This window comes from Streptomyces sp. NPDC028331, assembly GCF_055565775.1.
In genome coordinates, this window is record NZ_JBVHTR010000011.1 from 16,754 (window position 1) to 42,792 (window position 26,039).

Sequence of the window (26,039 nt, forward strand, 5' to 3'; positions counted from 1 at the left end):
CTTTGCGGCGGTGCCTCGTCCCTTCTTCCCCCCTCCCCCCCCCCCCCCCCCCCCCCCCCCCCCCCCCCCCCCCCCCCCCCCCCCCCCCCCCCCCCCAGGCCCGGCCTCCGGCCGGACGACGGGACTTTCGCAACGCGACCTAGGCAGCCGCGCCCTCGGGTACGCGGTCCAGGAACCCGTGCACGCTGCGGATGCGCCCGTCGCCGTCCAGGGTGATCACGTCGGAGCCGGCGACCGGGGCCGAGCCGTCCGCGTCGCTCACCAACTCCCAGGAGAAGCGGGCGAGGTCGTGGTGCCCGTCGACCGCGCCCGTGAGCCGGAAGGAGAACCCGGGGAACTGTGCCTGCGCTGCCGCGATCAGGGCCGCGATGGCGTCGTGTCCGCCGACATCGGCCAGGGGGTCGGTGTAGCTTCCGCCCGGGGTCCAGGCGGCGGCGACGGCCTTGGCCAGTGCCTGGGCGTCGCGGGTGTTCCACGCCTCGAAGTAGCGGGCGACGGCGGACTCGTAGCGGTTGGTCTCGGCGGTCATGGCGATCAGCCTCCATCAAGGTCACATGCGCTGGTCGAGAGCCGGATCCCGGGGCGCGGGGCCCGCCGGGAGCCGGCATCGCAACCATGCCCGGACGGGCCCGGGAGCGTCGATTACCTCCCGGGTAAGCGGAGGAGCCCGGGCGGGGACGGCTCGTTTCGGCCAGACAGCGGCCGTGAATATGCCAGGAGACTGGCTGAAATCGCATGGTGACAGAGTGTCAGGAGTGGCGATACTCGAAGGAGTGGGTGACCCGGGTCACGATAGAAAGCGCTACCGCGCCCGACGGCGGGACGCCACGTGCACAGCGAGCGAACGCAAGGCACCACGGGCCGATCCGGCACCGAGCACCGCACGGGGGGAGCGATCGTGCACGACGAGTTCCTGTGCCATGTCACGGCATACGGTATCTGCGGAGGGCAACGGGTCGGCGTTCCCCTGGGCACCTACCGCGCTCCCACCCTCGCCCTCGCCCTGTGGTGGATGCGCGACCGCGCCTCCTGGATCGCCGAACGGCTGGACCCGCACCCCGACAACCCCCTGTTCCCGCCGAACTCCATCGCCCCCGTCGCCGACACGGTCCCCGACGTGCCGGCCGTGCTGCGCGCCTGGTGCAAGGACGTCGGGCAGCAGGAGCGGGTGGCCGAGGAACTGGCGGACGGACGGCTGGTCCGGGTCGCCGTCAGTGACGACACCACCGAGTACGAACTGCTCGCCGAGTCCGTGGACGCCCTGCGGATGCAACGGTTCGTGCCCGCGCTGTCCACCCCGGTCGCCTGATCGGAAGGCGGAGGAACGCCGTCTCACGCACCCCGGCCCGTCGCCGCACCCCGTCGGCGAGCAGCCCGCCCGCGCACCCGGTCACCAGGCCCCACAGCGCGGCGAGACCCATCGCGGTCGCCGTCCGGGGGCTGAGGAACAGTACGCCCGAAAGCCCTCCGCCGAGGTCGCCGACCCCGATCAGCGACAGCCCGTAGTGCGCCGAGACCCGGCAGAGCAGGCACAGGGCGAGGACCGTCGCCACCAGGGCGACCGCCATGTGCGCGGCGTGCCGCCACGGTCGCACCGGCGCCGGTGAGCGCACCGCCGCCACGAATCCGGCCGTGATCAGCAGCACGGCGTCCACGGCCACCAGCCACCACACCCGGCCGTCGTACCGGGCGAGCGCCTGCAGGTTCAGGGTGGAGATGTCCGGCGTGCGCAACACCTCGTCCAGCAGATGCGGCATGGGCAGCACGAACGGCCCCTCCACCCTGCCGTACCAGGTGGCCCCCATGCCGAGGGTGAGCACCGGCCACACCAGATTGGGCAGCCCCAGCAGGATCAGCGCGCACGTCTCGGCCGGGCGCCCGCGGGTCGCGGCCACCACCAGCGCCACGACGGCGCCCAGGGCGACGCAGACGAGCAGCAGGGCCACCATGGCGTGGGCGGCGGGACGCACCGACTCCTGGAGACGCAGCAGCCGGACCGGCAGCGGCGCACCCCGCGACACCAGCAGGGCGAGGACCAGCACGCCCGCCAGCCAGAGCAGACCGAACAACACGGTCGGCCACAGGTCCGTGGTGAAGCCGATCCTCGGGGAGATCCCGAACAGGCTGCCGATGTCGCCGATCGTTCCCGCGCCGAGCGGGATCACGAAGGTCTGGCGGGCCGCCAGGGCGAGACCGACGAGCGCAACCAGCCACAGGACGGCGATCCGCCCCGCCCAGCCCGCCAGTTCCCGCGCACCGGCGACGGCCCGGCGCCGCAGCGGGCGCAGGAACCCCGCGGCGATCACCAGGGCCCCGGCCAGCGTCACCGACAGCGGCATCACGGTCAGCCCCGCCCGAGCGCCGGCCAGCTCACCGGCGTCGCCCGCCAGCCTCACACTGCCGCCGACCGCCACGGCGACCACGGCCACGACCACGCGGGGGAAGCCGCCCTCGGGGATGCCGCTCCCGCCCGCGGCCCACAGCCCGAGCGCGGCGAGCGCGCCCATGACGACGAGCCCGGCCAGCACCGTGAGGCCGGCCCGCACCCAGCCGTACGGCGCGAGTGCCGGGCCGCCTGGGCGGGCCGGTGCCCCGTCGGACCCGGTCGGCGCGTTCACACTGCCACGCTAAGCAGGCCCACGGCGTCCCGCTCGAAAACGGGTGGCGCACCACTCGCCGACGTGCCCATGCTCGTCGCCATGGCAGACACCGTGATTCCAGACCAGGCGGACGACGTCCCTGCGGAGCGGAGCTTCGGGTGGTGGGACATGTTCGTCCACCCCGATGACGACCCCCGCCAGGACGGAGGCTTCGTGGGAGAGCTCGACACGCTCGTCGGCTTTCTCCGGGACCAGCGGCTGACGCTGGAGATGAAGTGCCGGGGACTGACGGCAGAGCAGATGGCCCGCCGCTCGGTGCCGCCGTCCAACCTGTCCCTGCTCGGGCTGGTGCGCCACATGTGCCGGGTGGAACAGCACTGGTTCCGCCGTGTCATGGCCGGCGACGACCGCCCTCTGCGCTACCACAGCGACGACCGCCGGGACGTGGACTTCGACGGCGCCGTGCCCGACCCCGAGGTCGTCGCCGAGGCATGGGACGCCTGGCGTGCCGAAACAGCGTTCGCGGAGCGCTTCGTCGCAGCCGCGCCGAGCCTCGACATCACCGGCAGGAACGGCGACGAGCCGGTCGCTCTGCGGGAGGTCCTCGTCCACATGATCGAGGAGTACGCCCGGCACAACGGCCACGCGGACTTCCTCCGCGAGCGCATCGACGGCCGGGTCGGTCAGTAGCCGGGCCCCGCCACCCGTCAACTGCCGCCTTCCGCCGGGCCGTACGGCTTCACCCAGGGCAGAACGCCGTTCCCTTCCCGTGGCGCCCCGGATCCCTAGGCTGAAGGGGTGAGCACTCATGCGCCGAACGAAGCCCGTGTCATCCCCCTGCGTCCGCAGACCGCGCCGCCCAGCCCCGGCGGGGCCACCCGCACCCCGCTGCGGCCGACGGGGACTCCACAGCCACCCGCGCCCAAGGAGCCCCTGTGGCGCGACCTCGTCGGCGATGTGCTGCGGCGCGAACGGCTCGCCCAGGAGCGCACGCTCAAGGACGTCGCGGAGGCGGCCCGGATCTCGATGCCGTACCTGTCCGAGCTGGAGCGCGGCCGCAAGGAGGCCTCCTCCGAGGTCCTCGCGGCCGCCGCCCAGGCCCTCGGGCTCGGCCTCGCCGACCTGCTCTCGCTCGCCCAGGACGAGCTGGCCCGGTACGCCCGCAGCCGGGTGGGCCGTGGGCGCAGGTCGCCCACGGCGCAGTACGACGGCCTCTGCCTCGCCGCCTGACCGGCCCGACGACCGGCGGCCGGTACGGTGGCGGTGCGCGCCCCGTACGGCCGCCGGTCGTCCGGCCGTGCCGGTCAGACGAACGCGAGGCGTCGGCTGAGCACCTCGTCGGCGAGCCCGTAGGCGACCGCCTCCTCGGCGGTGAACACCTTGTCCCGGTCCATGTCCGCGCGCAGCGTCGCCACGTCGTGGTGCGTGTGCCGGGACAGGACCTCCTCCACCTGGGAGCGGATGCGGACCATCTCCTTGGCCGCCAGGCTGAGGTCGGAGACCGTGCCCTGCCGTCCGCCGCTGGCCGGCTGGCCCAGCAGCACCCGCGAGTGCCGGAGCACGAACCGCCGCCCGGGATCGCCGCCGGCCAGCAGGACCGCCGCCGTCGACGCCGCCTGCCCCACGCAGAAGGTGGAGATCGGGGACTGGACGAACGTCATCGTGTCGTAGATCGCCATCAGTGAAGTGAAGGATCCGCCGGGCGAGTTGAGGTAGATCGAGATTTCGTGCTCGGGGTTCGCCGACTCCAGGTGCAGGAGCTGCGCGATGACCACGTTGGCGACGCCGTCGTCGATCTCCGTGCCGAGGAAGATGATCCGCTCGTTCAGCAGCCGGCTGAAGACGTCGTAGGACCGTTCACCCTGCGCGGTCCGCTCGATGACGTAGGGAACCGTGTACGACGCCATGTCACAGCCCCATCCGTCGGCGTGACGCGGCCGGGCGGATGTCGGCGAGCGACTCCACCACCCGGTCCACGATCCCGTACTCCCTGGCCTGCTCGGCCGTGAACCAGCGGTCCCGGTCGCCGTCCCGGGCGATCGTCTCCTCGCTCTGCCCGGTGTGCTCGGCGGTGATCCGTTCGATGGCCTTCTTGGTGAACTGGAGGTTCTCCGCCTGGATCTCGATGTCCGCGGCGGTGCCGCCGATCCCCGCCGAGGGCTGGTGCATCATGATCCGCGCGTTCGGCAGCGCGAACCGCTTGCCGGGTGTGCCCACGGTGAGCAGGAACTGCCCCATGCTCGCGGCGAACCCCATCACCAGCGTCGAGACGTCGTTCGGGACGAGCCGCATGGTGTCGTAGATCGCGAGACCCGCGGTGACCGACCCGCCGGGGCTGTTGATGTACAGGCTGATGTCGGTGCGCGGGTCCTCCGCCGACAGCAGGAGCAGTTGCGCGCACACCCGGTTGGCCGACACCTCGTCGACCTGTGTGCCGAGGAGGACGATCCGCTGGGCGAGCAGCTGCGCGGCGAGGTGGTCGTCGAAGCGGTTGGGCGGCGTGTCGCCCTCCTCCGCGCGGGGCGAGAGCGTGGCGAGTGGAGTCATCGGGTCTCCTTGTCGAGGCGGGATGATGCCGTCGGCTCCACTCTCGACCCGCTCCGGCGCGGGGGGACGGAATCTCTGCCCGCCGCAGATTCGCCACGGGCTAAGGCCGCGCCTCAGGCCTTCTCGCGCAGTCCCCGGAAGAACGCACGCACGTCCTCGACCAACAGGTCCGGCTCCTCCATGGCCGCGAAGTGCCCGCCTCGGTCGAACTCCGTCCAGCGCACGATGTTCTCCGTCCGCTCCGCCCTGTGCCGCAGCGGGACCTGGATCTCGGCGGGGAAGACCGCCAGCGCGGTCGGCGCCGTCGACGGCTCGCTGGGCGCGGCGGCCCGGCCGGTGGCGTGCGCCCGCTCGTAGTAGATCCGGGACGACGAACCGGCGGTCCCGGTCAGCCAGTACAGCATCACGTCGGTCAGCAGCAGGTCCCGGTCGACGGCCTCCTCGGGCAGCTCCTCGGAGTCCGTCCACTCCCGGAACTTCTCCACGATCCAGGCGAGTTGACCGACGGGCGAGTCGGTGAGCGCATACGCGAGCGTCTGCGGCCGGGTCGAGTGCAGGGCGGCGTAGCCGGCGCCCTCACGCTGCCACGCCTCCCACCGGCGCCAGGAGGTGAGCGTGCGCTCCCGTTCCTCGGGGCCGAGGGCGGCCAGCTCCTCCGCGGTGGGCTCGGTGGTCTGCTGCGCGCCCGGCAGCAGGTTCAGATGGACGCCGATCACCCGTTCCGGGTGGGCGCGGCCCAGCTCGCGCGAGATCCCCGCGCCCCAGTCACCGCCCTGCGCGCCGAACCGCCGGTAGCCGAGGCGGTCCATCAGCTCCACCCACGCGTCGGCGACCCGGCCCGCCTCCCAGCCCGCGTCCCGGGTCGGCCCCGACAGCCCGAACCCCGGGATGGCCGGCACCACCACGTGGAACGCGTCGGCGGGATCACCGCCGTGGGCGGCGGGGTCGGTGAGCGGCCCGACGACGTCGAGGAACTCCACGATCGAGCCCGGCCAGCCGTGGGTGATGATCAGCGGGGTGGCGTCCGGCTCGGGGGAGCGGACGTGGGCGAAGTGGACGTGTGCGCCGTCGATCTCCGTGGTGAACTGCGGCCATGTGTTCAGCCGCGCCTCGGCGGCCCGCCAGTCGTAGTCGTGGCGCCAGTACCGTACGAGCTCCTTCAGATAGTCGCGGGGCACCCCGTACGCCCAGCCCACGCCGGGCAGCTCGTCGGGCCAGCGGGTGCGGTCGAGCCGGTCGTGCAGATCGTCGAGGTCGCTCTGGGGGATCGCGAGACGGAAGGGCCGGATGCTCTCGGCGGGCGATGAGGTCATGGCCGGATGCTAATTCCCGGCACTCGGCCCCCACACGGATCAATTTCCGTCCCGGCCGATGAGTTCCGGGGCGAGGATCGGTCTGCACAGGTGACCGCTTCCACACTCCAGGAGGTACACATGGCCACCGAGGGATTCACCACCTGTCTCTGGTTCGACGGCCAGGCCGAGGAGGCCGCGCACTACTACGTGTCGATCTTCAAGAACTCCAGCATCGGGCGGATCGGCCGCTACACCGAGGCCGGTCCCGGCCCCGCCGGTTCCGTGATCGCCGTCGACTTCACGGCCAACGGGCACAGGTTCGTCGCCCTGAACGGCGGGCCCCAGTTCACCTTCAGCGAGGCGATCTCCTTCCAGATCTACTGCGAGAGCCAGGAAGAGATCGACTACTACTGGACCAAGCTCACCGAGGGCGGCGGTCAGCCGGGCCCCTGCGGCTGGCTCAAGGACAAGTACGGCGTGTCCTGGCAGGTCGTCCCGGACGGGCTCATCGACATGATCGGCGACCCGGACCAGGAGAAGGCGGCCCGCACCACGCGCGCGATGCTCGCGATGGGCAAGCTCGACATCGCCGCCCTGGGGAAGGCGTACGCGGGGGAGTAGCCACCGCGGGGCGACGGCCCGCCCAGCCGTGACCCGGTGAGCCGGCCGCCCCGGTCACGCCTGTGCCGGCGCCGCCACCTCGGCGGCGCTCGGGGCGCGCCCGTACACCCGGAAGTCGTCCACCGCTCCCTTCAGATACGGGTCGGCGTAGTGCGACCTGCCGATGTACCCGGCGCGGATGTGGTTGCCGTCACGCCATCTGCCGCCGCACCAGCTCGTGCAGCCGGCCGGTGGTGTCGGCGAGGAGCTGGGCGGGCGGGCCCTGCTGGGTGATCCTGCCGTCCTCCATCACGATGACCCGGTCCGCGTCCAGCACCGTGGACAGACGGTGGGCGATCACGATCCGGGTGGCGTTCAGGGAGCGGGTGGACTCGATGACCTTGCGCTGCGTCTCGTTGTCCAGCGCGCTCGTCGCCTCGTCGAAGAACAGGATGCGCGGCCGGCGGATCAGCGCCTGAGCGATCATGAGCCGCTGCCGCTGACCGCCCGAGATCGCGCCACTGCCCTGGACGATGGTGTGCAGCCCCATCGGCATCCGCTGGATGTCCTCGGCGAGGCCCGCCATCTCGGCCGCCGCCATCGCCTCCTCGGGTGTGTACGGCTCGGTGCCGCAGATGACGTCCAGGATGGACCCGTTCATCGGCTGCGCGTGCTGGAGCACCACCCCGCACTGGCGGCGCACCGCCGACTGGTCGAGCGCCGCGAGGTCCTGGCCGTCGTAGAGCACACTGCCCGACACCGGCTTGTCGAAGCCGATCAGCAGGCGCAGCAGTGTCGACTTGCCGCAGCCGCTCGGGCCCACGATCGCCACGAACTCGCCGGGTTTCACCTCGAAGGAGACGTCGTCGAGGACCAGGGGACCGTCGTCGGTGTACCGGAACGAGAGCCTGCGCGCCTCGATGGCCCCGGACAGCACCCCCGGCCGGGTGCTGCCCGTGCGCACCTCGGGGGTCGCGTCCAGCACCGGCCTGATCTCCTCGAACAGCGGCAGCGCGGCCACCGCGGACACGAACGCGCCGGTGAGCTGGGTGACCGAGGTCAGCAGCATGGTCATCGAGGTGTTGAAGGTGAGGAAGTCCGCGGCCGACAACGTGCCCTTGGCCGGCCCCGCCAGCAGGATGAACAGCAGCAGGGAGCACAGCGGCAGATACACCGCGCCCAGCACGGTCGTGAGGTTCTTGATCCGGCCCACCTTCTGCTGGAGTTCCCGGCTGCGTGCGAACTCCCGCGCCCAGGCGGCGTAGGCGTAGTTCTCGGCCGCCGCGACCCGCAGCTTCGGCAGGCCGCGCAGGGTCTGGAACGCCTGGTTGTTCAGCTTGTTGCTGAGCTGCACCAGCCGCCGCTGCCAGCGCACCTGCCACAGCCCGAGCCCGAGGAAGACGGCGGCGATGACGACGAGCATGCCGATCGCGGCCATGGCCATGGGCACGCTGTACCAGAGCAGCAGACCCAGGTTCATCGCGCCGACCGTCACCGACTGGGCCACCGTCGGGCCGACTCCGGCGAGCAGCCGCCGGATGGCGCTGACACCCATCGCCGCGCTCGCCAGCTCCCCGGTGGACCGCTCGGTGAAGAACTTCGTCGGCAGCCTCAGCAGCCGGTCCCAGACCGCCGGCTGGAGGGTCGCCTCGATCCGCCCCTCGAGGCGCAGGACGGTCAGGTTCTCCAGCAGCATGAAGGCGGCCGCCACCACGCCGGTGACCATGAGGGCGAGGCACACCTGGACGATCAGCCCCTGCTGTGCCTTCGGTACGTACTCGCCGAGCACCTTGCCGGTGGCGATCGGCACCAGCGCGCCGATCGCGACGGTCACCAGTCCACTGATCAGCAGGTTGACCAGATCGCCGCGCGTCCCGCGCATGCTGAACCTCAGCAGCCTGAGCGGACTGAGCCGCTGGTCCGGCAGCGGGCGGTAGAACATCACGGCCCGCGGCGCGAACTCGGCCGCGTTCGCCTTCTCGATCGGTGTCTCGCGCCCCGACGACGGGTGCACCGCGACATAACCGCCGCGCCGCCACAGCAGCGCCACCGGCGCGCCCGACAACGCCCGGTGGCCCACCAGCGGGCCGACGTTCTCGTGCCACCAGCGCCCGTCGAGCCGTACCGCCCGGGTGCGGACACGGGAGGCGACGGCGATCCGCTCCACCGGATCCAGGCGGTCGCTCTCGGCGCCGCTCCGCGCGGGCTCGGCCAGGGTGATGCCGGCCTCGCGGGCCACCAGTGTGCACGCCGCGTAGGTGGCGTCGGCGTCGGCGGCCGTGGTGCGCCGCTGCGAGGACTTCCCGATGGACGCCAGCAAGGTCCGGTCGGCCTGCGCACGGACCGCCTCGCCCGCCCTGATGCCGGCCGCGGTCCGGGTCTCGTGGGTGCGCTCGACCTGCTCGATCCACCGGTCCAGGGTGGCGAGGAGGCGGTACTGCTGGTCGACCATGCCCTGCCACACGGCGGGGTCCATCAGCAGGTCGGCGGCGGCCTCCGCCCCGTACAGGGAGCCGTACTGGACGCTCCCCGGCGGCACCTGCATCCAGAAGACGTCGTCGTCGGTGATGTCGGCGGCCCGTTCCGTGGCCATCGGCGCCTGGAACAGGATCGACAGGCTCCGGCCGACACCGAGGGCGAGCGCGTACTCCAGGGGGCTCGTCGTCGGCGGCACGTACTGCGGGTTGCCGTACTCGTCGTACGACCAGGTCTGGGTGTCGGCCTGCTGGTACAGCTCGCGCAACTGGATGCGGCGCACCACGCAGTCGCGGACCGGCCGGGCGACCAGGGTGTGCTGGGGCCCCGCGACCGGGCCGAGCAGCAGCGAACCCGGCCCGAGACGGCCCAGGTGGTGCCAGTGGCCCTGTACCGCCGCGTCGACGGCGAACAGGTCCAGCGCCCCGGACGCCACCAGCCACAGCACCTGCGGCCCCTCCAGGTCGAGCCGGCTCAGGCCCGAGCAGTCGATGGGGGCGCCCATCGCGCCCAGAGCGCCCAGGACGACGTCGCCCTCGTGCACCGCCGTCATCCTCATCGCTCCCTGACCAGCTCGGCGTACGCCCCGCCGGCCGCCACCAGGGCGTCGTGCCGCCCGCGTTCCACGATCGTGCCGTGCTGGAGCACCACGATCTCGTCGCTGTCGCGCACCGTGCTCAGCCGGTGCGCGATCACCACGCAGGCGCAGCCGCGCTTGCGCAGGTTGTCGATGACCGTCTGCTCCGTCTCCGCGTCCAACGCGCTGGTCACCTCGTCGAGCACCAGGATGCTGGGATCGCGCACCAGGGCCCGGGCGATCTCCAGGCGTTGGCGCTGACCGCCGGAGAAGTTCCGCCCGTCCTGCTCCACCCGGCTGTGGATGCCGCCCGGGCGGCGCATCACCACGTCGTACAGGGCCGCGTCCCGCAGGGCGGCGACCACCGCGTCGTCCGGGATCGACGGGTCCCACAGCGCCACGTTGTCGCGGACCGTGCCCTCGAAGAGGAAGATCTCCTGGTCCACGAAGGAGACCGAGGCGGCGAGCGCGCCGCGCGGAATGTCCTCCAGGCGCTGCCCGTCGATACGGATCTCGCCCTCCCAGGGGGCGTAGAGCCCCGCGATCAGCCGGGACACCGTGGACTTGCCGCTGCCCGAGCCGCCGACCAGCGCCACCTGCCGGCCCGGACCGACGGTCAGGCTGAAACCGCTCAGCAGCGGCTTGTCGAGCGGGCTGTAGCCGAACGTGATGTTCTCCAGTTCCACATGGCCGTGCAGCCGCCTGGTGGACGCGCCGCCGCCCGAGCGGCCGTAGAGCGGGTCGGCCTGGAAGTTCTCCACGTCCTTCAGACGGGCCACGTCCGCGGCGAAGTCCTGGATGCGGCCCGCGACCCCGTTCAGGCGCGTCAGCGGCGCGGTGAACCGGGTCACCAGGGCCTGGAAGGCGACCAGCAGACCCACCGAGATGTGGCCCTCGACCGCACGCAGACCGCCGATCCACAGGATCAGCGCGCTGTTGAGCGTGGCGAGCGTCGGTGCCACCACGCCCAGCCAGGCGCTCGGCACACCGAGCCGCTGCTGCTCCTCCAGCGTGGTGGCGTGCTGGCCCGCCCACTTGCGGAAGTAGCCGTCCTCGCCGCCGGTCGCCTTCATCGTCTCGATCAGCTGAAGGCCGGTGTAGGCGGTGTTGGTCAGCCGTGCCGTGTCCGCGCGCAGCTTCGCCGTACGGGTCGCCCGCAGCCGTACGACGACGCGCATCGCCACCACGTTCAGCAGTGCCACGCCGATGCCGACGAACGTGAGTTGCGGGTCGTAGGTGTAGAGCAGCACCGCGTACAGCACCACGACGATCGCGTCGACGCCCGCCGCCGCGAGGTCGCGGGCCAGGGTCTCGGCGACCGCGTCGTTGGACTGCAGCCGCTGCACCAGGTCGGCGGGGCTGCGCTGGGCGAAGAACGTCACCGGCAGCCGCAGCAGGTGCCGCAGGAAGCGGGCGCTGGAGAGGGTGGAGGAGATGATCCGGCCGCGCAGCAGGTTCGCCTGCTGCAACCAGGTCAGCACCACCGTCAGCAGCACGCAGGCGGCCATCGACGTGAACAGCACGCCCAGCAGCGAGGTCTGCCCGCCGATCAGGAACATGTCGATGTACGTGCGGCTCAGCGCGGGCAGCGCGGCACCGACCGCCACCAGCAGCAGGCTCGCCAGGACGGCGGCGGGCAGGGTGCCCGCCGTGCCGCGCAGCCGGGCCGGCATCGCGCCCAGGATGCCCGGCCTGCGGCCCCCCGTGGTGAAGCCCTCGCCGGGTTCCATCACCAGGACGACGCCGGTGAAGCTGGTGTCGAAGTCCTCCATCGGCACGAAACGGCGGCCCTTGCCGGGGTCGTTGACGTACACGCCGCGGCGGCCGAAACGGCGGCCCATGCCGTCGTAGACGACGTAGTGGTTGAACTCCCAGAACAGGATGGCGGGCGCGGCCACCTCGGCGAGCGCGGCCGTGTCCATCTGCATGCCCTTGGCCGTCAGGCCGTAACTGCGGGCCGCCTTCAGGAGATTGCTGGCGCGCGAGCCGTCGCGGGAGACACCGCAGGCGATGCGCAGCTCCTCCAGCGGGACGTGCCGGCCGTAGTGGCCGAGCACCATCGCCAGGGAGGCGGCGCCGCACTCGACGGCCTCCATCTGCAGCACGGTGGGGGTGCGGACCGTCTTCCCCCGGCCCTTCGGCAGGGTGCGCTTCGGCGGCGCGGCACGGCGCCTGCTCCGGACGGGAGGCAGGGTGTCCTGGGGGGCGGTCACGGCAGGAGCCAATCGACGGGACGCTGATCGGCCAGGCGGATCGAGCCCGTGGCCAGGGTCATGGAGGAGAGGGTGAACGGCGGGCCGTCCGCGGACGACCACCTGTAGCCGCTCTTCGTGCCGGACGAGGTGTCGAGCCGTACCAGCACCGCGACCGGGCGGCCCTTCTCGGTGAACTGCTCGCCCAGTTGGCCGTCCCCGAGGAACGCGGCGATCTGCTGGGCGGACTGGGCCGTGCGGTCGACGGCCCTCACATGGCCGCGCAGCACGCCGTACTGCTGGGCCGGCACCGACTGCACCGTGAGGTCTACGGCGGCGTTCGCGGGGATCGACGCGGCGTTCTCGGCGGGCACGTACACCGTCGCGTACAGCGGGTCGGAGGCGTGCGTGACCTTCTCCACAGCGGCGACGTTCGCCCCGGTGCGGATGATCTGGCCGATGGTGGCGGTCAGTTCGGTGACACGGCCGGCGGCGACCGTGCGGACCACCGACTCGCCCTGCTCCGTACGGACCTTGATCACCGGCGCGTTCGCGGGCAGCCGCTCGCCCTGCTCGGCGAGGATCGCGGTGACCTGCCCGGCCACCGGGCTCTGCAGGAGGTAACTGCCCTCCGCGTGCGTGAGGATGGCGGGCGCGGTGACCGTGGAGGCCACCGAACCGGTGACGGCCCACACCGACGCGGCGGCCATGGCGACCACCGTCACGGTCAGGACCAGCCAGCCCTGGGGGCGGGCGAAGCGCACCGGGAGGTCGAGCTCCTCGGGCGACTGCAGCTTGGCGAGGGCCTGCTGGCGGAACTGCACGGAACTTCCCTCACCTACTCCAGAAGACTCACGGCATCCGAGAGTCCCGGAACCGGGGAGCGGTTCCGGGACTCAGCGGCACAAGGGTGCGGTCAGAGACCGGCGACCAGGTTCGTGACCGGGGCGGTGTTCAGGCCGGTGACACCCTCGACGGTGCCGACGGCCGTGCCGACCAGGCCGGAAACCGGGGCGATGCCGTCCACCAGGCCGGTCGCGGTGCCCACGGCGTTGATCTGCAGGCCACCGGACACGGCGTCGAGCTCGGCGTCCGAGATCTCGGCGGTCTCAACCTGGGGGGTGGAGTTCATGATGGAACTTCCCTTCGTATGGATATTCACAAGGGGGAGCGGCCCCCTCTGGGGACAGACGGTCGGCCGCGAGCCGCGAGTGCCGGGCACCCGTCGCCGGGACCCTTGGGGCGGCCCCCGCGGTGCAACGGATCAAAGCACGGCGGCGCGCGGCGATTCCAATCAACCACCGCTCTCACCTGGGCAATTGACGTCCCGGAGCGTCGATCCGTGCAGGCGTGCGCACGTCTTGGTGGCGACTTCTTCACATGCTGCGCGGCATCGTCGCGCACCGCCTCTTGCCGCGCCGATGAGGAATAGGACACTCCGGGTTCAACGGCGCGGGCCCCGCTGTGTGCCTGTGCAGATCTGTCGCACACGGTGGCCCGCTTGCGCATTCGATGTGCAGATTCCCTGAAGCCAGGATTCGGCCCGACATCCCGAACCCACGGTTACCGATCGGTAGCCGAACGTGGTCACGGCCGGGGTGGGCCTCCCCTCTTCTCCCCGATCACGCCCGGTCGGTTCCTTTGCCACCTATTTCACGCTTTCGCATACGCCAACTCAGCCAATTGCAAAGTCGGTTGAACGCCCCGTCGGACACGCGCGTATCAACTGGCATCCAGGCGCCCCAGTCAGCTGCCGGACGGCGGCAACGGACCCCGTCCCCAGGAGGTCGAGAGTTGAGTCACAAACGCATACCCAAGCGCAAGGCCGCGATCGCGGTTGGAAGCGTGGCGGCGCTCGGAGCTGCGGCCCTTCTGCTGCCCAACGCCAACGCGTCCCAGACGGACTCGTCGGCGGGCGACACGCCGAAGACGTTCAAGGCGACCGATGTGTCACTCGTCGCCAAGCAGCTCGCATCGCAGTTGGGTGATGCCTTCGCGGGCTCCTACTACAACGCGGACAAGCAGCAGGTCGTCGTCAACGTGGTGGGTAACGACAGCAAGGCCGTCGACACCATCACCAAGGCGGGCGCGGTCGCCAACCAGGTGCGCAACAGCACCGCCGCACTGCAGGCCGCCGCCAAGACGCTGCGCGCCAAGGCGACGATGCCCGGCACCGCGTGGTCCGTCGACCCCAAGACCAACGAGATCCGGGTCACCGCCGACAGAACGGTCACCGGCTCCAAGTGGAAGACCCTCCAGTCGACGGTCAAGAGCCTCGGCTCGGGCGTCGCGACCGTCAAGAAGTCCGCGGGCACCTTCAAGACCTTCGTGTCGGGAGGCGACGCCATCTTCGCGCAGGCGAACGGCGGCGGCGTGCGCTGCTCCCTCGGCTTCAACGTCACCGCCAGCGACGGCAGCCCCGCCTTCCTGACGGCCGGTCACTGCGGTGTCGCGGCGAAGCAGTGGTCCGACTCCCAGAACGGCCAGCCGATCGCCACCGTCGACCAGGCCACCTTCCCGGGCAACGGCGACTTCTCCCTCGTCAAGTACAACGACCCGAACACCCAGGCGCCGAGCGAGGTCAACGTCGGCAACGGGCAGACGGTCAAGATCACCCAGGCCGCGGACGCGGTGGTCGGCCAGCAGGTCTTCCGGATGGGCAGCACCACCGGGCTGCACGACGGGTCCGTCACCGGACTCGACGCCACCGTCAACTTCCAGAGTGAGACCGTGCCGGGCGGCGTCGACACCGTCACCGGGCTCATCCAGACCAATGTCTGCGCCGAGGCCGGGGACAGCGGTGGCTCGCTGTTCACCCAGGACGGCAGCGCGATCGGTCTGACCTCGGGCGGCAGCGGTGACTGCACCGCCGGCGGCGAGACCTTCTTCCAGCCGGTGACGACCGCGCTGCAGGCGACCGGCGCGACGCTCGGCGCCGGCGGCACCGGCGGTGCGGGTGCCGGTGCGGGTGCGGGCGACCAGTCGGCGAGCCCGGGCGGCCAGCAGGGCGCCGGCGACCAGTCGGCGAACCCTGGTGACCAGAGCGGTGCCGGTGCTGGTGCCGGTGACCAGAGCGGTGCCGGTACCGGTGACCAGAGCGGTGCCGGTGCCGGTGCCGGCGATCAGAGCGGCACCGGTCAGCAGTCGGTGAGCCCCGGTGACCAGTCGGGTGGGGCCGCCGACCAGTCCGGTAACGCCGGCAACGCCGGTAACTCGGGCAACGCCGGCGACCAGTCGGGCAGCGGCGTCGGCGACGGCTCCGGACTGGTGTCGAGCCACTGACCGGGAAGCAACAGCGGTTCCCCCGGTCAGTGCAACGGTCCGGCCCTCCGGCGGGAGGGCCGGACCGCTCCGGGTGCCGGACCGCCCGCAGGGCTTCCCCCACGCCCGGTGGGCGGTCCTTCACTCCCGGCAGTGGGCGCGCCGCTGCCCGCGCCCGCTCCGCCGTGCACCCGCGAGCCGCCGGTCGGCACGCTCACAGGGGCTGCGCAAGTGTCCGGGACGCGCTCTAATTGCAGAGTGGGCAGTGAGGGCACTGCGGGACGCGGAATGAGAACGCTGCGTGCGGAACTTGCCCTCAAGACGCTCGCAGCGGACCTCGACCCGCGCGAGCGCCTGCGGCGTGTGCTCGAACAGGTGATCGTCTTCACGGGAGCCCCCCTCGCCGCCGTGTACAGCCCGGAGGAGGACGGCGACCAGCTCACCCTCACCGAGTCGGTCGGTCTGCCGCGGGCGCTGTTCGGGCTGCGCGACGCCTACCCGATCTCCGGCGGGGGCCCCGCGGCCGAGGTGCACCGCTCGGGGCGGCCCCGGTGGCTCGGCCCCGAGGACATCGGCCGGTGCGCCGACGCGCGCCGGATGCCCGCCGGAGACTTCTGCCTGGCCGTCCTGCCGCTGCACGGCGGCGGATGCCTGGCCGCCGTCAGCGACGGCCCGGACGGCTTCGACACCGAGGACCGCGCATGTCTCCAGCTCTTCGCCGAGGCGGTCGTCTGCCCGCCCGCGGGCGCGGCCGAGACCGGTGGGCTGCCCGGCAGCTCCTTCACGCTCGACATGGACAGCGGCCGGGTCGAGGTCGACGACGAGATGCTGGGGCTGTTCGGCATCGACACCGGCGAGTTCGACGGCCGTGTCGAGACCCTGCTCGCCCGGACCGTTCCGGAGGACCTGCCCTCCGTGATGTCCGTCGTCGAGGCCGACCACATGTCCATCGGCGACCGCGAACTGGAGTTCCGCATCCTCCAGCCCTCCGGCGAGCCGAGGTGGCTGCGGCTGCGCGGGCGCCTGCTGCCCGCCGGGGAGGGGCGACCGGTCCGGCTCGTCGGCACGGTCACCGACGCCTCCAAACTGCGCCCCGGCGTCAGCGACGTCACCCGCATCCAGCGGCTCGCCGCCGCCCTCGCCACCGCCGGCACCGTCCGCGACGTCAGCGGGGCCGTGGTCGCCGCCCTGCGGGGACCCCTGCGGGCGGACCGCATCGCGCTCGCCGAGCTGGAGTCCGACCGCCTCGTCGTCACCGTCCTGGACCCGCCCGAACCGGAGGCCTGGCCGGAGCTGTGGCGCACCGAGTGGCGATCGGAGTGGCCCGACGCTCCCGTCCGCGCCATGCCGACCCTCGCCATGGCCCTGCGGGAGGGCCGCGCCGCCATCTGGCCCGCCGGCACTCCACTGGAGCCCGCGCTCGCCGAGGTCGGCCCCGGCGGCCTCGCCGTGCTGCCGCTGCCCGCGGGCGGGCGCATGGCCGGCGCCTGCCTCGTCGGCTGGGACAGCCCGCACGACTTCGGCCCCGACGAACGCGCCCTGCTCACCGCCGTCGCCGGTCTCGCCGGGCAGGCGCTGATGCGCGCCCACGCCTTCGACGCCGAGCACGAGCTGATCGGCATGCTGCAGCGCGCTCTCCTGCCGCGCCGCCTGCCCGCGCTCCCCGGAGCCGTCGCCGTCGCCCGCTACCTGCCCACCACCGCCGGTCTGGAGCTCGGCGGCGACTGGTACGACGTGATCCCGCTGCCCGACAACCACGTCGCCCTGGTCATCGGCGACGTCCAGGGGCACAGCGCCGCCGCGGCCACCCTGATGGGCCAGATGCGCACGGCGCTGCGCGCGTACGCGGCCGAGGGCCACCCCCCGGACGTCGTCGTCTCGCACGCCAACCGGCTCCTCGTGGACATGGAGTCCGACCTCTTCGCGACCTGCTGCTACGTCGACGTCGACATGGAGCAGGGCACCGGCTGGTTCGTGCGCGCCGGACACCTCCCGCCCCTGCTGCGCCACCCGGACGGCACGACGGAGATCGTCGAGTCGGAGGGCGGACCGCCCCTCGGCGTCGTCCACCAGGCCGAGTACCCGATGAGCCCGCTCAGGCTGCAGCCCGGCGCGGTCGTCACCCTCACCACGGACGGCCTGGTCGAGTCCGCCGACATCGACATCGAGGACGGCCTGGTGCGCATCGCCGGCGAGTTGTCCGCCGCCGACCCGGGCCACCTCGGACTCGTCGCGGACGCCCTGCTCGCCGACGCCAACCGCAGCGACGACGTGGCGCTGCTCCTCGTGCGCTACGACGGCATGGCGATGCTTCCGCTGCGCGAGAGCTGGACGGTGTGGCGCGTCCCCGAAGCGGTCCGGCACGCCCGCCGCTTCACCCGGCGCACTCTGCGCTCCTGGGGCGTACCGGAGGAGACCGACACGGTGCTCCTCGTCGTCTCCGAACTCGTCACCAACGCCCTCGTCCACACCGACGGCCAGGTCCGGCTCGACCTGACCCTGTCCAACCACCGGCTGCGCGTCGCGGTCGCCGACACCTCACCGCGGACGCCCATCAAGCCGACCAGCATCGGCTGGGAGGCGACGGGCGGCCGGGGCATCCTGCTCGTCGAGGCCATGTCCGACGCCTGGGGGACACTCCCGGTCAGCGGCGGCAAGCAGGTGTGGGCGGACATCGTCCTGGAGCACTCGCCGGCCGACGCGCAGGCCCCGCCCGGGTGACACCCTGGAGTCGTGCGCCTGCTCCTGATGTCCGACACCCACCTCCCCAAGCGCGCGAAGGAACTGCCCGCGCCGCTGCTCGCCGAACTCCCGCGCGCCGACCTCGTGATCCATGCCGGCGACTGGGTGGACGTCGCCACGCTGGACCTGCTGGAGAGCCGCTGCGCCCGGCTGCTCGGCGTGTACGGCAACAACGACGGTCCGGCCCTGCGCGCCCGGCTCCCCGAAGTGGCCCGCGCCGACCTCGGCGGCCTGCGGCTCGGCGTCGTCCACGAGACGGGACCCGCCCAGGGCCGGGAGCGCCGCTGCGCCGAGCGGTTCCCCGACCTCGACGTGCTGGTGTTCGGCCACAGCCACATCCCCTGGGACACGACCACGGACACCGGCCTGCGTCTGCTCAACCCCGGCTCCCCGACCGACCGCCGCCGTCAGCCCCACTGCACCTACATGACCGCCACCGCAACCGGCGGCGCACTCATGGACGTGCGGCTGCACCGGCTGCCCCCGCGCACCGGAAAACCGCTGGACGCCTGAGAGTCGATCGCGTGAGATGGCCGGGTGCTGATCGACGCCGACCTCGTACGCCGTCTACTGGCCTCCCAGTTCCCGCACTGGAGCCACCTCCCGATCGCCCCGGTGGCGTCGTCCGGTCTGGACAACGCGACGTTCCGGCTCGGCGAGGAGCTGTCCGTACGCCTCCCGCGCTACCCGCACTGGGCCGGCCAGGTGGAGCGGGAGCAGACCTGGCTGCCCCGGCTCGCGCCCCGTCTGCCGCTGCCCGTCAGCGAACCCGTCGCCCAGGGGGAACCCGGCGAGGGCTACCCCCACCCGTGGTCCGTCTACCGCTGGCTGGAGGGTGAGACGGCCACCGCCGAAGGCCTCACCGACCCCCGCCGCACCGCGCGGGAACTCGCCGCGTTCCTGACCGCGCTGCAGGGGATCGATGCCACGGGCGGCCTCGCTCCCGAGCAGAGCAACGCCTTCCGGGGCGTCCCGATGGGCGACGAGCGGGACTCGCTCGCCTCCGAGGCACGGGTACGGCCCAAGATCGAGGCGCTGAAACGGTCCGGCCTGATCGACGCCGACGCGGTGACGGAAGTCTGGGAGGCGGCCCTGGCCGCCCCCGCCTGGGACCGGCCGCCCGTCTGGGTCCACGGGGACCTCTCGGTCGGCAACCTGCTCGCCGTGGACGGCCGGCTCAGCGCCGTGATCGACTTCGGCACCCTCGCCGTCGGCGACCCCGCGGTCGACCTGCTCGCCGCCTGGAAGTTCCTTCCGGACGAGGTGCGCGGCGACTTCCGGGCGGCGCTCGGCGTCGACGACGCCACCTGGGCCCGCGGGCGGGGCTGGGCCCTCGCGGGCTCCCTGCCGGTGCCGGACGACCCGTACTTCCAGCAGGACCCGGCCAGGGTGCGCACCGCCCTGCACCATCTGGAGCAGCTCATCGCCGACCACCGGGGCGAGCGCGCCTGAAAATCCGTTGCCCTCGCCGTCGCGTCCTGCTGGACTGCACGGGACACAGCCGTCGACACCGAGGAGCTCCCATGCGCACAGCGTTCATGTCCACCCGGCAAGGAACCAGCACTCTCCCCAAGGACATGACGCTCTGTGCCCACGCTGAACCTGGGAATCCTCGCGCACGTAGACGCGGGTAAGACAAGCCTCACCGAGCGGCTGCTGCACGCGGCCGGAGTCATCGACGAGATCGGCAGCGTCGACGACGGAAACACCCAGACCGACACCCTCGCGCTGGAGCGGCAGCGCGGCATCACGATCAAGTCCGCCGTCGTCTCGTTCACGCTCGGCGATGTCACCGTCAACCTGATCGACACCCCCGGCCACCCCGACTTCATCGCCGAGGTCGAGCGGGTGCTGGGTGTGCTCGACGGCGCGGTGCTGGTGGTCTCCGCCGTGGAGGGCGTCCAGGCCCAGACACGCATCCTGATGCGCACCCTGCGACGGCTGCGGATCCCCACCCTCGTCTTCGTCAACAAGATCGACCGAAGCGGCGCCGACGACGGCCGCACGCTCACTGCCCTGGCCGAGCGCCTCACCCCGTCGGTCGTCCCCATGGGACGGGCTTACGGACTCGGCACACGGGACGCGCACGTGGTGCCGTACGGCGCCCACGACAGCGCGTTCACGAGGCGGCTGCTCGACGTCCTCACCGAGCACGACGAGGAACTGCTGGCCGCGTACGTCGAGGACGCGGTGTCCTACGGCCGGCTGCGCTCCGCCCTCGTCGAGCAGACCCGGCGCGCACGGGTGCACCCGGTGTTCTTCGGTTCGGCGATCACGGGCGCGGGCGTGCAGGAGCTGACCGACGGTCTCACGGAGCTGCTGCCGGCCACGGAGGGCGACACCGAGGGGCCGGCCTCGGGCAGAGTCTTCAAGGTCGAGCGGGGACCGGCGGGGGAGAAGATCGCGTACGCGCGGGTCTTCTGCGGGACCCTGCGCACCCGCGACCGGCTGGTGCTCCGCGACGGCCGGGAGGGCAAGGTCACCGCGATCAGCGTCTTCGACCGGGGCGGAGCGGCCCGCGCGGCATCGGTGACGGCGGGCCGCATCGGCAGGCTGTGGGGCCTGACCGACGTCCGCATCGGCGACACCTTCGGCGAGGCGCCGTGCGCGGACGAGCCGGTCCACCACTTCTCCCCGCCCACCCTGGAGACCGTCGTCGTCCCCGCCCGGCCGCGCGACAGGGGAGCGCTGCACCTCGCGCTCACCCAGCTCGCCGAACAGGACCCGCTGATCGCGCTGCGCCAGGACGAGATCCGCCAGGAGATCTCGGTCTCCCTCTACGGCGAGGTCCAGAAGGAGGTCATCCAGGCGACCCTGGCCGAGGAGTACGGACTCGCCGTCACCTTCCGCGAGACGACGCCGCTGTGCATCGAACGGCCCGTCGGCACGGGCGCGGCGGTCGAGTTCAACAAGAAGGAACCCAACCCCTTCCTCGCCACCGTGGGACTGCGCATCGACCCCGCCCCGGCCGGCTCGGGCGTCGCGTTCCGCCTGGAGGTGGAGCTCGGTTCGATGCCGTACGCCTTCTTCAGGGCCGTGCAGGACACGGTCGACGAGACCCTGGCGCAGGGCCTGCACGGCTGGCAGGTCACCGACTGCACGGTCACCATGACGCACTCCGGTTACTCCGCACGGCAGAGCCACGCCCACCAGGGCTTCGACAAGAGCATGTCGAGCACGGGCGCCGACTTCCGGGGCCTGACCCCGCTCGTCGTGATGACCGCGCTCAGGCGGGCGGGGAGCCGGGTGTACGAGCCGATGCACCGCTTCCGGATCGAGGCCCCGGCGGACACGCTCGGCGCGCTTTCGCCGCTGCTCACCCGGCTGCGTGCCGTCCCCGAGACCACCCGACCGGTCGGGCGTACATGCGTCCTCGAGGGCCGGGTCCCGGCCGCCCAGGTGCACGAACTGGAGCAGGCGCTGCCGGGTCCGACCCGCGGCGAGGGCGAGCTGGAGTCCGCGTTCGACCACTACGCCCCGGTGACCGGCGGCGCGGTACCGAGCCGGCCGCGCACCGACCACAACCCGCTCGACCGGGAGGAGTACCTGCTGCGGATGATGCGGAGGGTGCCGGGGCGCGGGGCGGGGGTGCCGTCCTGAATGCGGCGAACGGGCCAGAGGGACCAAAGGGGGACCGGATGGTGCACGGGAGTTGACATAGGGCGTAAAGTGCCCGGATTGTAATGTGCATGGCAAAGTTACGCGTGCGTCTGTGCGGCGTTCTCGTGGCTCTCACCGGCCTCCTGGCGGCCCCGGGTGCCCGGCCCGCGGCCGCCGACTCCCTTCCCGACTCCCTCTGGTTCGACGCCCAGGCGTCCGCCGCCCTCACCGTCCAGGGCGGCCGCTTCACCGACGGCCTCGGCCGCGAGGTGGTGCTGCGCGGCTACAACGTCTCCGGCGAGACCAAGCTGGAGGAGAACAGCGGACTGCCGTTCGCCTCCGTCGCCGACGCCCGGAAGTCGGCGGCCGCGCTGCGCACGCTCGGCGGCGGCAACACGGTCCGGTTCCTGCTCTCCTGGGCCCATGCCGAGCCGGTGCGCGGCCAGGTCGACACGGCCTACCTCGCCGCGGTCACCGACCAGATGCGCGCGTTCCTCGACGCCGGCATCCGCGTCTACCCCGACTTCCACCAGGACCTCTACTCCCGCCACCTCTTCAACGAGGGCAGCTGGTACACCGGCGACGGCGCCCCCAAGTGGGCCGTGGATGCCGGGAACTACCCCGCCGAGTCCTGCGGGATCTGCCTGTTCTGGGGTCAGAACATCACCCAGAACCAGGCGGTGACCAAGGCGTCGTACGACTTCTGGCACAACGCGTACGGGGTGCAGGACGCCTTCCTCGCCACCGCGCAGCAGACGATGGCCTACCTCCGGCAGCACCTGGCCGGCGACGAGTTCGAGCGGGTCGTCGGGTTCGACCCGTTCAACGAGCCCTACGCGGGCACCTACGACAGCGGGCAGAGCAGCCGCACCTGGGAACGGGACGTGCTCTGGCCCTTCTACACCAGGTTCCGCGCGCGCATGGACGCGGCCGGCTGGCAGGACAAGCCCGCCTTCGTGGAGCCGAACCTCTTCTGGAACGCCAACATCTCCACCCAGAAACAGGACGGCGGTCTCCTCGACGCCGGCACGATCGGCCCGCGGTATGTCTTCAACCCCCACTTCTACGACCAGAAGGCCATCTCCGGCGTCTTCATGTGGGGCAAGGCGGGAGACGGGCAGTACGCCACGGACTTCGGCACGGTGCGCGACCGCGCCGGCGCCCTGGGCACGGCCGCGATCGTCAGTGAGTTCGGCCACCCGCTGTCCGGCTCGGTCTCCGACAAGGCTCCGACCGTGCTGAAGGCGATGTACCAGGCGCTCGACTCCCGTGTGAAGGGCGCGAACTGGTGGTCCGACCCGGCGGACTCCGGCCCGGTGCTGTCCGGTACGCAGTGGCAGTGGGACCTCTACAACGGCCGTCACCACGAGTTGATGAACGGCAACCCCGGCAAGGTTCTCACCTCCGGGGACGCCTGGAACGACGAGGACCTCTCGGCGGTCGCGCTCGACGCCTCGGGCGCCCCGGTGCTGCGCCAGGACGCACGCCTGCTGGACCGGCTCTACCCGAGCGCCACCGCCGGCACGACGGTCGCCTTCACCTACGAGGACCGCTCCCGGGACGGCTCGACGACGCTGACCTGGAACCCGGTACCGAGCTCGCTGCCGAACGTGGCGCAACTCGTGGGATCGGGACAGTACGGCTTGCTGGTGTGGCGCTCGAACGGCTCGGCGGCGCCCACGGAACTGCATCTGCCGGCCTCCTTCCCGGCCGCGTCCACCACCGTGGTCTCCGACCTCGGCACGACGGCGGGCCTGCCCGCCTACACCAGGTCGACCCCGGTCGCCGTGGCCGACGAGACGGGCGGCACGGGCAGCAAACGGCTCCTGCTGACCGCCTCCGACACGGGCGCCGTGCACTACGCGCTGGTCACCAACGGGGCGACGGCTCCGTCCGCGTCCCTGCTGAGCGCGGCGCGGACGGAGCTCGCGGCCTGGGCGGCCAAGGAGTTCAGCTAGCGGACGGGCCCGTCCAGTCGGCGGGGACGTGGCCCAGGCGCACCCGCTGCGGGTGGTCGCCGACGTCCACGCTGGTGACCTTCTGGCCGGTGGCGAAGTCGATCGCGGTGATCTTGTCGGCACCGGCCTCGGAGATGATGCAGTCCCTGCCGTCGCCGCTCACGGTCGCCCAGTACGGCGTGGACGCGGTGACCAGCGGCCCCTCCTGGAGGGACGCCCGGTCGACGACGGTCGCGTAGTTGTCCATCGTCCCGGCGACGCACAGCTTGGTGCCCTCCGGGTTCATCGAGATGCCGTGGTGGCGCGAGTCGAGGAGCCACGTGGTGCGGTCCGGGTTGGTCGCCGGGTCGGCGGGCAGCGTCTTCACCCGGGTGATCTTGTCGGCGGCCACGTCGTACTCCAGGAAACCGTTGAAGAACGACACCTGGAAGTACAGCTTGGACCAGTCCGGGGTGAACGCGGCGGGCCGCACCGCGTCGGAGAAGTCCTTCAGGCCGATCGCGTCCAGCCGGCTGCGCATGTCGATGGTCTTGACCTGCTTGAAGGTGGTGGCGTCCACGATCGTGATGTGGCGGTCGCCCTTCGTCCAGTCCGCGGACGGGTCGTCGAGCGAGGTGGTGACCTCGCCGATGGACATGTTCCAGATGTACTTGCCGCCGTTCGTGAAGAAGTTCTCGTGCGGCTTGTCGCCCGTGCCGAACTCCCCGAGCTCCTTGCCCGTGTCGATGTCCAGTACCTGCACCTTGTCGGCCGTCGAAGCGGAGACCGCGACCTTGGTGCCGTCGGGGGAGACCGCCATGTGGTCGGCGCGGTAACCGGCCACGGGGAAACGCCAGTTGATCTTGTCGGTGGCCAGGTCGATCGACACGACGTCGGCGAAGCTCGGCCGGGAGACGACCACCGACCTGCCGTCCGGTGTGGAGTACATGTCGTCCACGTACTGGTCGTGGCCCTCGCCGACCTGGTTGCGGACGGTCATGTAGGCGATCCACTTGATGGGGTCGGCGTTGATCTCCGCCAGCCGCTGCGCCTTGTCCGGGACGACGTTGATCCGGCCGACCCTCGAGAAGTCACCCGTGGACTTGACGACGTCGGCGGTGCCGTCCCAGTTGTTGCCCACGAACAGCACCTCGCGCAGCGCTGCGGAGGAGGAGTCCCGCGCGGCGGCGGCCGTCGCGGTGCCGCCGGAGGTCAGCGCCAGGGCGGCGACGAGACAGAACAGGTGCCGGGATCTGAGAACAGGCATGGTGGGGTCCCTGTCTTGGGGTCTGGAATCTGAACACGCTTGAGTTCAAAGTGACTTACTGGAAAGTAAGGAGAGGGCGACCCTCTTCACAAGACTCGGGGCGCGACAAAATTGAGCGACAGGCGAACTGATCATCGAACGGCGAGGGGGAGCGGGTGGCGGGCAGGCTCAAGCAGCCGACGGGCCGGTACGGCGGCAGGACGGCCGAGGAGCGGCAGGCCGAGCGACGCCGGCGGTTCCTGGAGGCGGGGCTCCAGATGTTCGGCGCGAGCCCCGGCTACCGGTCCACCACGGTGGCCGCGCTGAGCGAGGCGGCAGGACTGTCGACTCGTCAGTTCTACGAGGAGTTCCGCACCTTGGAGGACGTGCTGGCCGCGCTGCACCTCCAGGTCAACGACTGGGCGGAACAGGCGGCGGCCGCCGCCCTCGCCGAGGCCGGCGACCTGCCGCTCGCCGAGCGCGCCGCGGCGGTCTTCCGGGCGTACGCCGCGAACGTCACCTCCGATCCGCGCCGGATCCGCATCGCCTTCGTCGAGATCATCGGCGTCAGCCCGCGCCTTGAGGAGCAGCGGCTTGAACGCCGGTCCCGCTGGGTGGACTTCATCTGTGCGGAGGCCGCGCGGGCCGCCGCGCGCGGTGAGGCGGCGCCGCGCGACTACCGGCTCTCGGCGACCGCGTTCATCGGCAGCGTCAACGGTCTGCTGCACGACTGGCGGGCCGGCTGGGTGGACGCCACCCTGGACGAGATCGTGGACGAACTGGCCCGCCAGCTCCTGGCCATCCTGCGCCCACCGGGCTGGCTGCCGGGCGCCTGAGCCCGCCGCGGACGCCACCCGTCCGCGCAGACCGGTCGAAGCGGCCGAGTCCGGGGGCGCCCGCCCGCTGCCGGCCGCGCCCGGAAGGCCCGGGAAGGCCGGTGCGGGCCTTCCCGGGCCCTCCCGGCCGT

The 26,039-nt window shown here is 72.0% G+C and carries 22 protein-coding genes; 11 read left to right on the plus strand and 11 right to left on the minus strand.

All coding sequences use genetic code 11. From position 1 onward, the window contains the following. Positions 1-139: 139 nt before the first annotated feature. The gene (locus ACZ4SW_RS17895; protein WP_468243847.1) at positions 140-529 is read right to left on the minus strand and encodes a nuclear transport factor 2 family protein; all 390 of its coding nucleotides are present in this window, start codon (positions 527-529) and stop codon (positions 140-142) included. Between the two features lie 369 nt (positions 530-898). Between ACZ4SW_RS17895 and ACZ4SW_RS17900 the strand changes: the two genes are divergently transcribed. Further along, positions 899-1,309, plus strand: coding sequence for a hypothetical protein (locus tag ACZ4SW_RS17900; protein WP_468243849.1), 411 nt, complete (start codon positions 899-901; stop codon positions 1,307-1,309). On the opposite strand, the gene ACZ4SW_RS17905 is transcribed toward ACZ4SW_RS17900, so the two are convergent. Beyond that, positions 1,212-2,618, minus strand: coding sequence for a streptophobe family protein (locus ACZ4SW_RS17905; protein WP_468243851.1), 1,407 nt, complete (start codon positions 2,616-2,618; stop codon positions 1,212-1,214). The genes ACZ4SW_RS17900 and ACZ4SW_RS17905 overlap by 98 nt on opposite strands. A 150-nt stretch (positions 2,619-2,768) precedes the next feature. Here ACZ4SW_RS17905 and ACZ4SW_RS17910 point away from each other — a divergent pair, with 150 nt between their 5' ends. Both ACZ4SW_RS17910 and ACZ4SW_RS17915 read left to right on the plus strand, forming a co-directional pair. Next, a complete protein-coding gene (locus ACZ4SW_RS17910) occupies positions 2,769-3,290 on the plus strand; it encodes a DinB family protein (protein ID WP_468244393.1) in 522 nt (173 codons plus the stop codon). A 108-nt stretch (positions 3,291-3,398) separates the two neighbouring features. Next, on the plus strand, positions 3,399-3,830 hold the full coding sequence (locus ACZ4SW_RS17915; RefSeq protein ID WP_468243854.1) for a helix-turn-helix domain-containing protein: 432 nt from the start codon (positions 3,399-3,401) through the stop codon (positions 3,828-3,830). A 74-nt stretch (positions 3,831-3,904) separates the two neighbouring features. On the opposite strand, the gene ACZ4SW_RS17920 is transcribed toward ACZ4SW_RS17915, so the two are convergent. The 3 genes from ACZ4SW_RS17920 to ACZ4SW_RS17930 form a co-directional block, all read right to left on the minus strand. After that, the gene (locus ACZ4SW_RS17920; RefSeq protein ID WP_468243856.1) at positions 3,905-4,507 is read right to left on the minus strand and encodes a ClpP family protease; all 603 of its coding nucleotides are present in this window, start codon (positions 4,505-4,507) and stop codon (positions 3,905-3,907) included. A gap of 1 nt (position 4,508) precedes the next feature. Further along, the gene (locus ACZ4SW_RS17925; RefSeq protein WP_468243859.1) at positions 4,509-5,147 is read right to left on the minus strand and encodes an ATP-dependent Clp protease proteolytic subunit; all 639 of its coding nucleotides are present in this window, start codon (positions 5,145-5,147) and stop codon (positions 4,509-4,511) included. Between the two features lie 113 nt (positions 5,148-5,260). Next, a complete protein-coding gene (locus ACZ4SW_RS17930) occupies positions 5,261-6,460 on the minus strand; it encodes an epoxide hydrolase family protein (RefSeq protein WP_468243862.1) in 1,200 nt (399 codons plus the stop codon). A 120-nt stretch (positions 6,461-6,580) separates the two neighbouring features. Between ACZ4SW_RS17930 and ACZ4SW_RS17935 the strand changes: the two genes are divergently transcribed. After that, the gene (locus ACZ4SW_RS17935) at positions 6,581-7,063 is read left to right on the plus strand and encodes a VOC family protein (protein ID WP_468243865.1); all 483 of its coding nucleotides are present in this window, start codon (positions 6,581-6,583) and stop codon (positions 7,061-7,063) included. Positions 7,064-7,117: 54 nt separating this feature from the next. Here the strand turns inward: ACZ4SW_RS17935 and ACZ4SW_RS17940 are convergent, their stop codons facing one another. From ACZ4SW_RS17940 to ACZ4SW_RS17960, 5 genes are all read right to left on the minus strand, one after another. After that, a complete protein-coding gene (locus ACZ4SW_RS17940) occupies positions 7,118-7,243 on the minus strand; it encodes a LamG-like jellyroll fold domain-containing protein (protein ID WP_468244396.1) in 126 nt (41 codons plus the stop codon). A gap of 10 nt (positions 7,244-7,253) precedes the next feature. Then, positions 7,254-10,070 (minus strand): NHLP bacteriocin export ABC transporter permease/ATPase subunit, encoded by a 2,817-nt coding sequence (locus ACZ4SW_RS17945; RefSeq protein WP_468243868.1) that lies wholly within the window; start codon positions 10,068-10,070, stop codon positions 7,254-7,256. Positions 10,071-10,072: 2 nt separating this feature from the next. Further along, positions 10,073-12,307 (minus strand): NHLP family bacteriocin export ABC transporter peptidase/permease/ATPase subunit, encoded by a 2,235-nt coding sequence (locus ACZ4SW_RS17950; RefSeq protein ID WP_468243871.1) that lies wholly within the window; start codon positions 12,305-12,307, stop codon positions 10,073-10,075. Continuing rightward, complete coding sequence (locus ACZ4SW_RS17955; protein WP_468243874.1) at positions 12,304-13,110, minus strand: hypothetical protein; 807 nt, start codon at positions 13,108-13,110, stop codon at positions 12,304-12,306. The genes ACZ4SW_RS17950 and ACZ4SW_RS17955 overlap by 4 nt, the downstream gene beginning before the upstream one ends. 92 nt (positions 13,111-13,202) lie before the next feature. Continuing rightward, positions 13,203-13,418 carry a type A2 lantipeptide gene (locus ACZ4SW_RS17960; RefSeq protein ID WP_200419637.1) on the minus strand — a complete coding sequence of 72 codons (216 nt, stop codon included), beginning with the start codon at positions 13,416-13,418 and terminating at the stop codon, positions 13,203-13,205. Between the two features lie 662 nt (positions 13,419-14,080). Here ACZ4SW_RS17960 and ACZ4SW_RS17965 point away from each other — a divergent pair. The 6 genes from ACZ4SW_RS17965 (at position 14,081) to ACZ4SW_RS17990 (ending at position 23,847) form a co-directional block, all read left to right on the plus strand. After that, positions 14,081-15,568, plus strand: coding sequence for a S1 family peptidase (locus ACZ4SW_RS17965; RefSeq protein ID WP_468243877.1), 1,488 nt, complete (start codon positions 14,081-14,083; stop codon positions 15,566-15,568). Between the two features lie 267 nt (positions 15,569-15,835). Next, positions 15,836-18,268, plus strand: a complete 2,433-nt coding sequence (locus ACZ4SW_RS17970) for a SpoIIE family protein phosphatase (RefSeq protein WP_468243880.1) — start codon at positions 15,836-15,838, stop codon at positions 18,266-18,268. A gap of 12 nt (positions 18,269-18,280) precedes the next feature. Next, a complete protein-coding gene (locus tag ACZ4SW_RS17975) occupies positions 18,281-18,802 on the plus strand; it encodes a metallophosphoesterase family protein (protein ID WP_468243882.1) in 522 nt (173 codons plus the stop codon). 24 nt (positions 18,803-18,826) lie between these two features. Then, positions 18,827-19,741, plus strand: coding sequence for an aminoglycoside phosphotransferase family protein (locus ACZ4SW_RS17980; protein ID WP_468243884.1), 915 nt, complete (start codon positions 18,827-18,829; stop codon positions 19,739-19,741). 135 nt (positions 19,742-19,876) lie between these two features. Then, positions 19,877-21,889: a GTP-binding protein gene (locus tag ACZ4SW_RS17985; protein WP_468243887.1), complete on the plus strand. Its 2,013-nt coding sequence runs from the start codon at positions 19,877-19,879 to the stop codon at positions 21,887-21,889. A gap of 89 nt (positions 21,890-21,978) precedes the next feature. Continuing rightward, the gene (locus ACZ4SW_RS17990; RefSeq protein WP_468243890.1) at positions 21,979-23,847 is read left to right on the plus strand and encodes a cellulase family glycosylhydrolase; all 1,869 of its coding nucleotides are present in this window, start codon (positions 21,979-21,981) and stop codon (positions 23,845-23,847) included. Here the strand turns inward: ACZ4SW_RS17990 and ACZ4SW_RS17995 are convergent. Next, positions 23,840-25,093, minus strand: coding sequence for a YncE family protein (locus ACZ4SW_RS17995; protein WP_468243892.1), 1,254 nt, complete (start codon positions 25,091-25,093; stop codon positions 23,840-23,842). The genes ACZ4SW_RS17990 and ACZ4SW_RS17995 overlap by 8 nt on opposite strands. Positions 25,094-25,248: 155 nt before the next feature. Here ACZ4SW_RS17995 and ACZ4SW_RS18000 point away from each other — a divergent pair, with 155 nt between their 5' ends. Next, a complete protein-coding gene (locus ACZ4SW_RS18000) occupies positions 25,249-25,908 on the plus strand; it encodes a TetR/AcrR family transcriptional regulator (RefSeq protein WP_468243894.1) in 660 nt (219 codons plus the stop codon). The last annotated feature ends 131 nt before the right edge of the window (positions 25,909-26,039 follow it).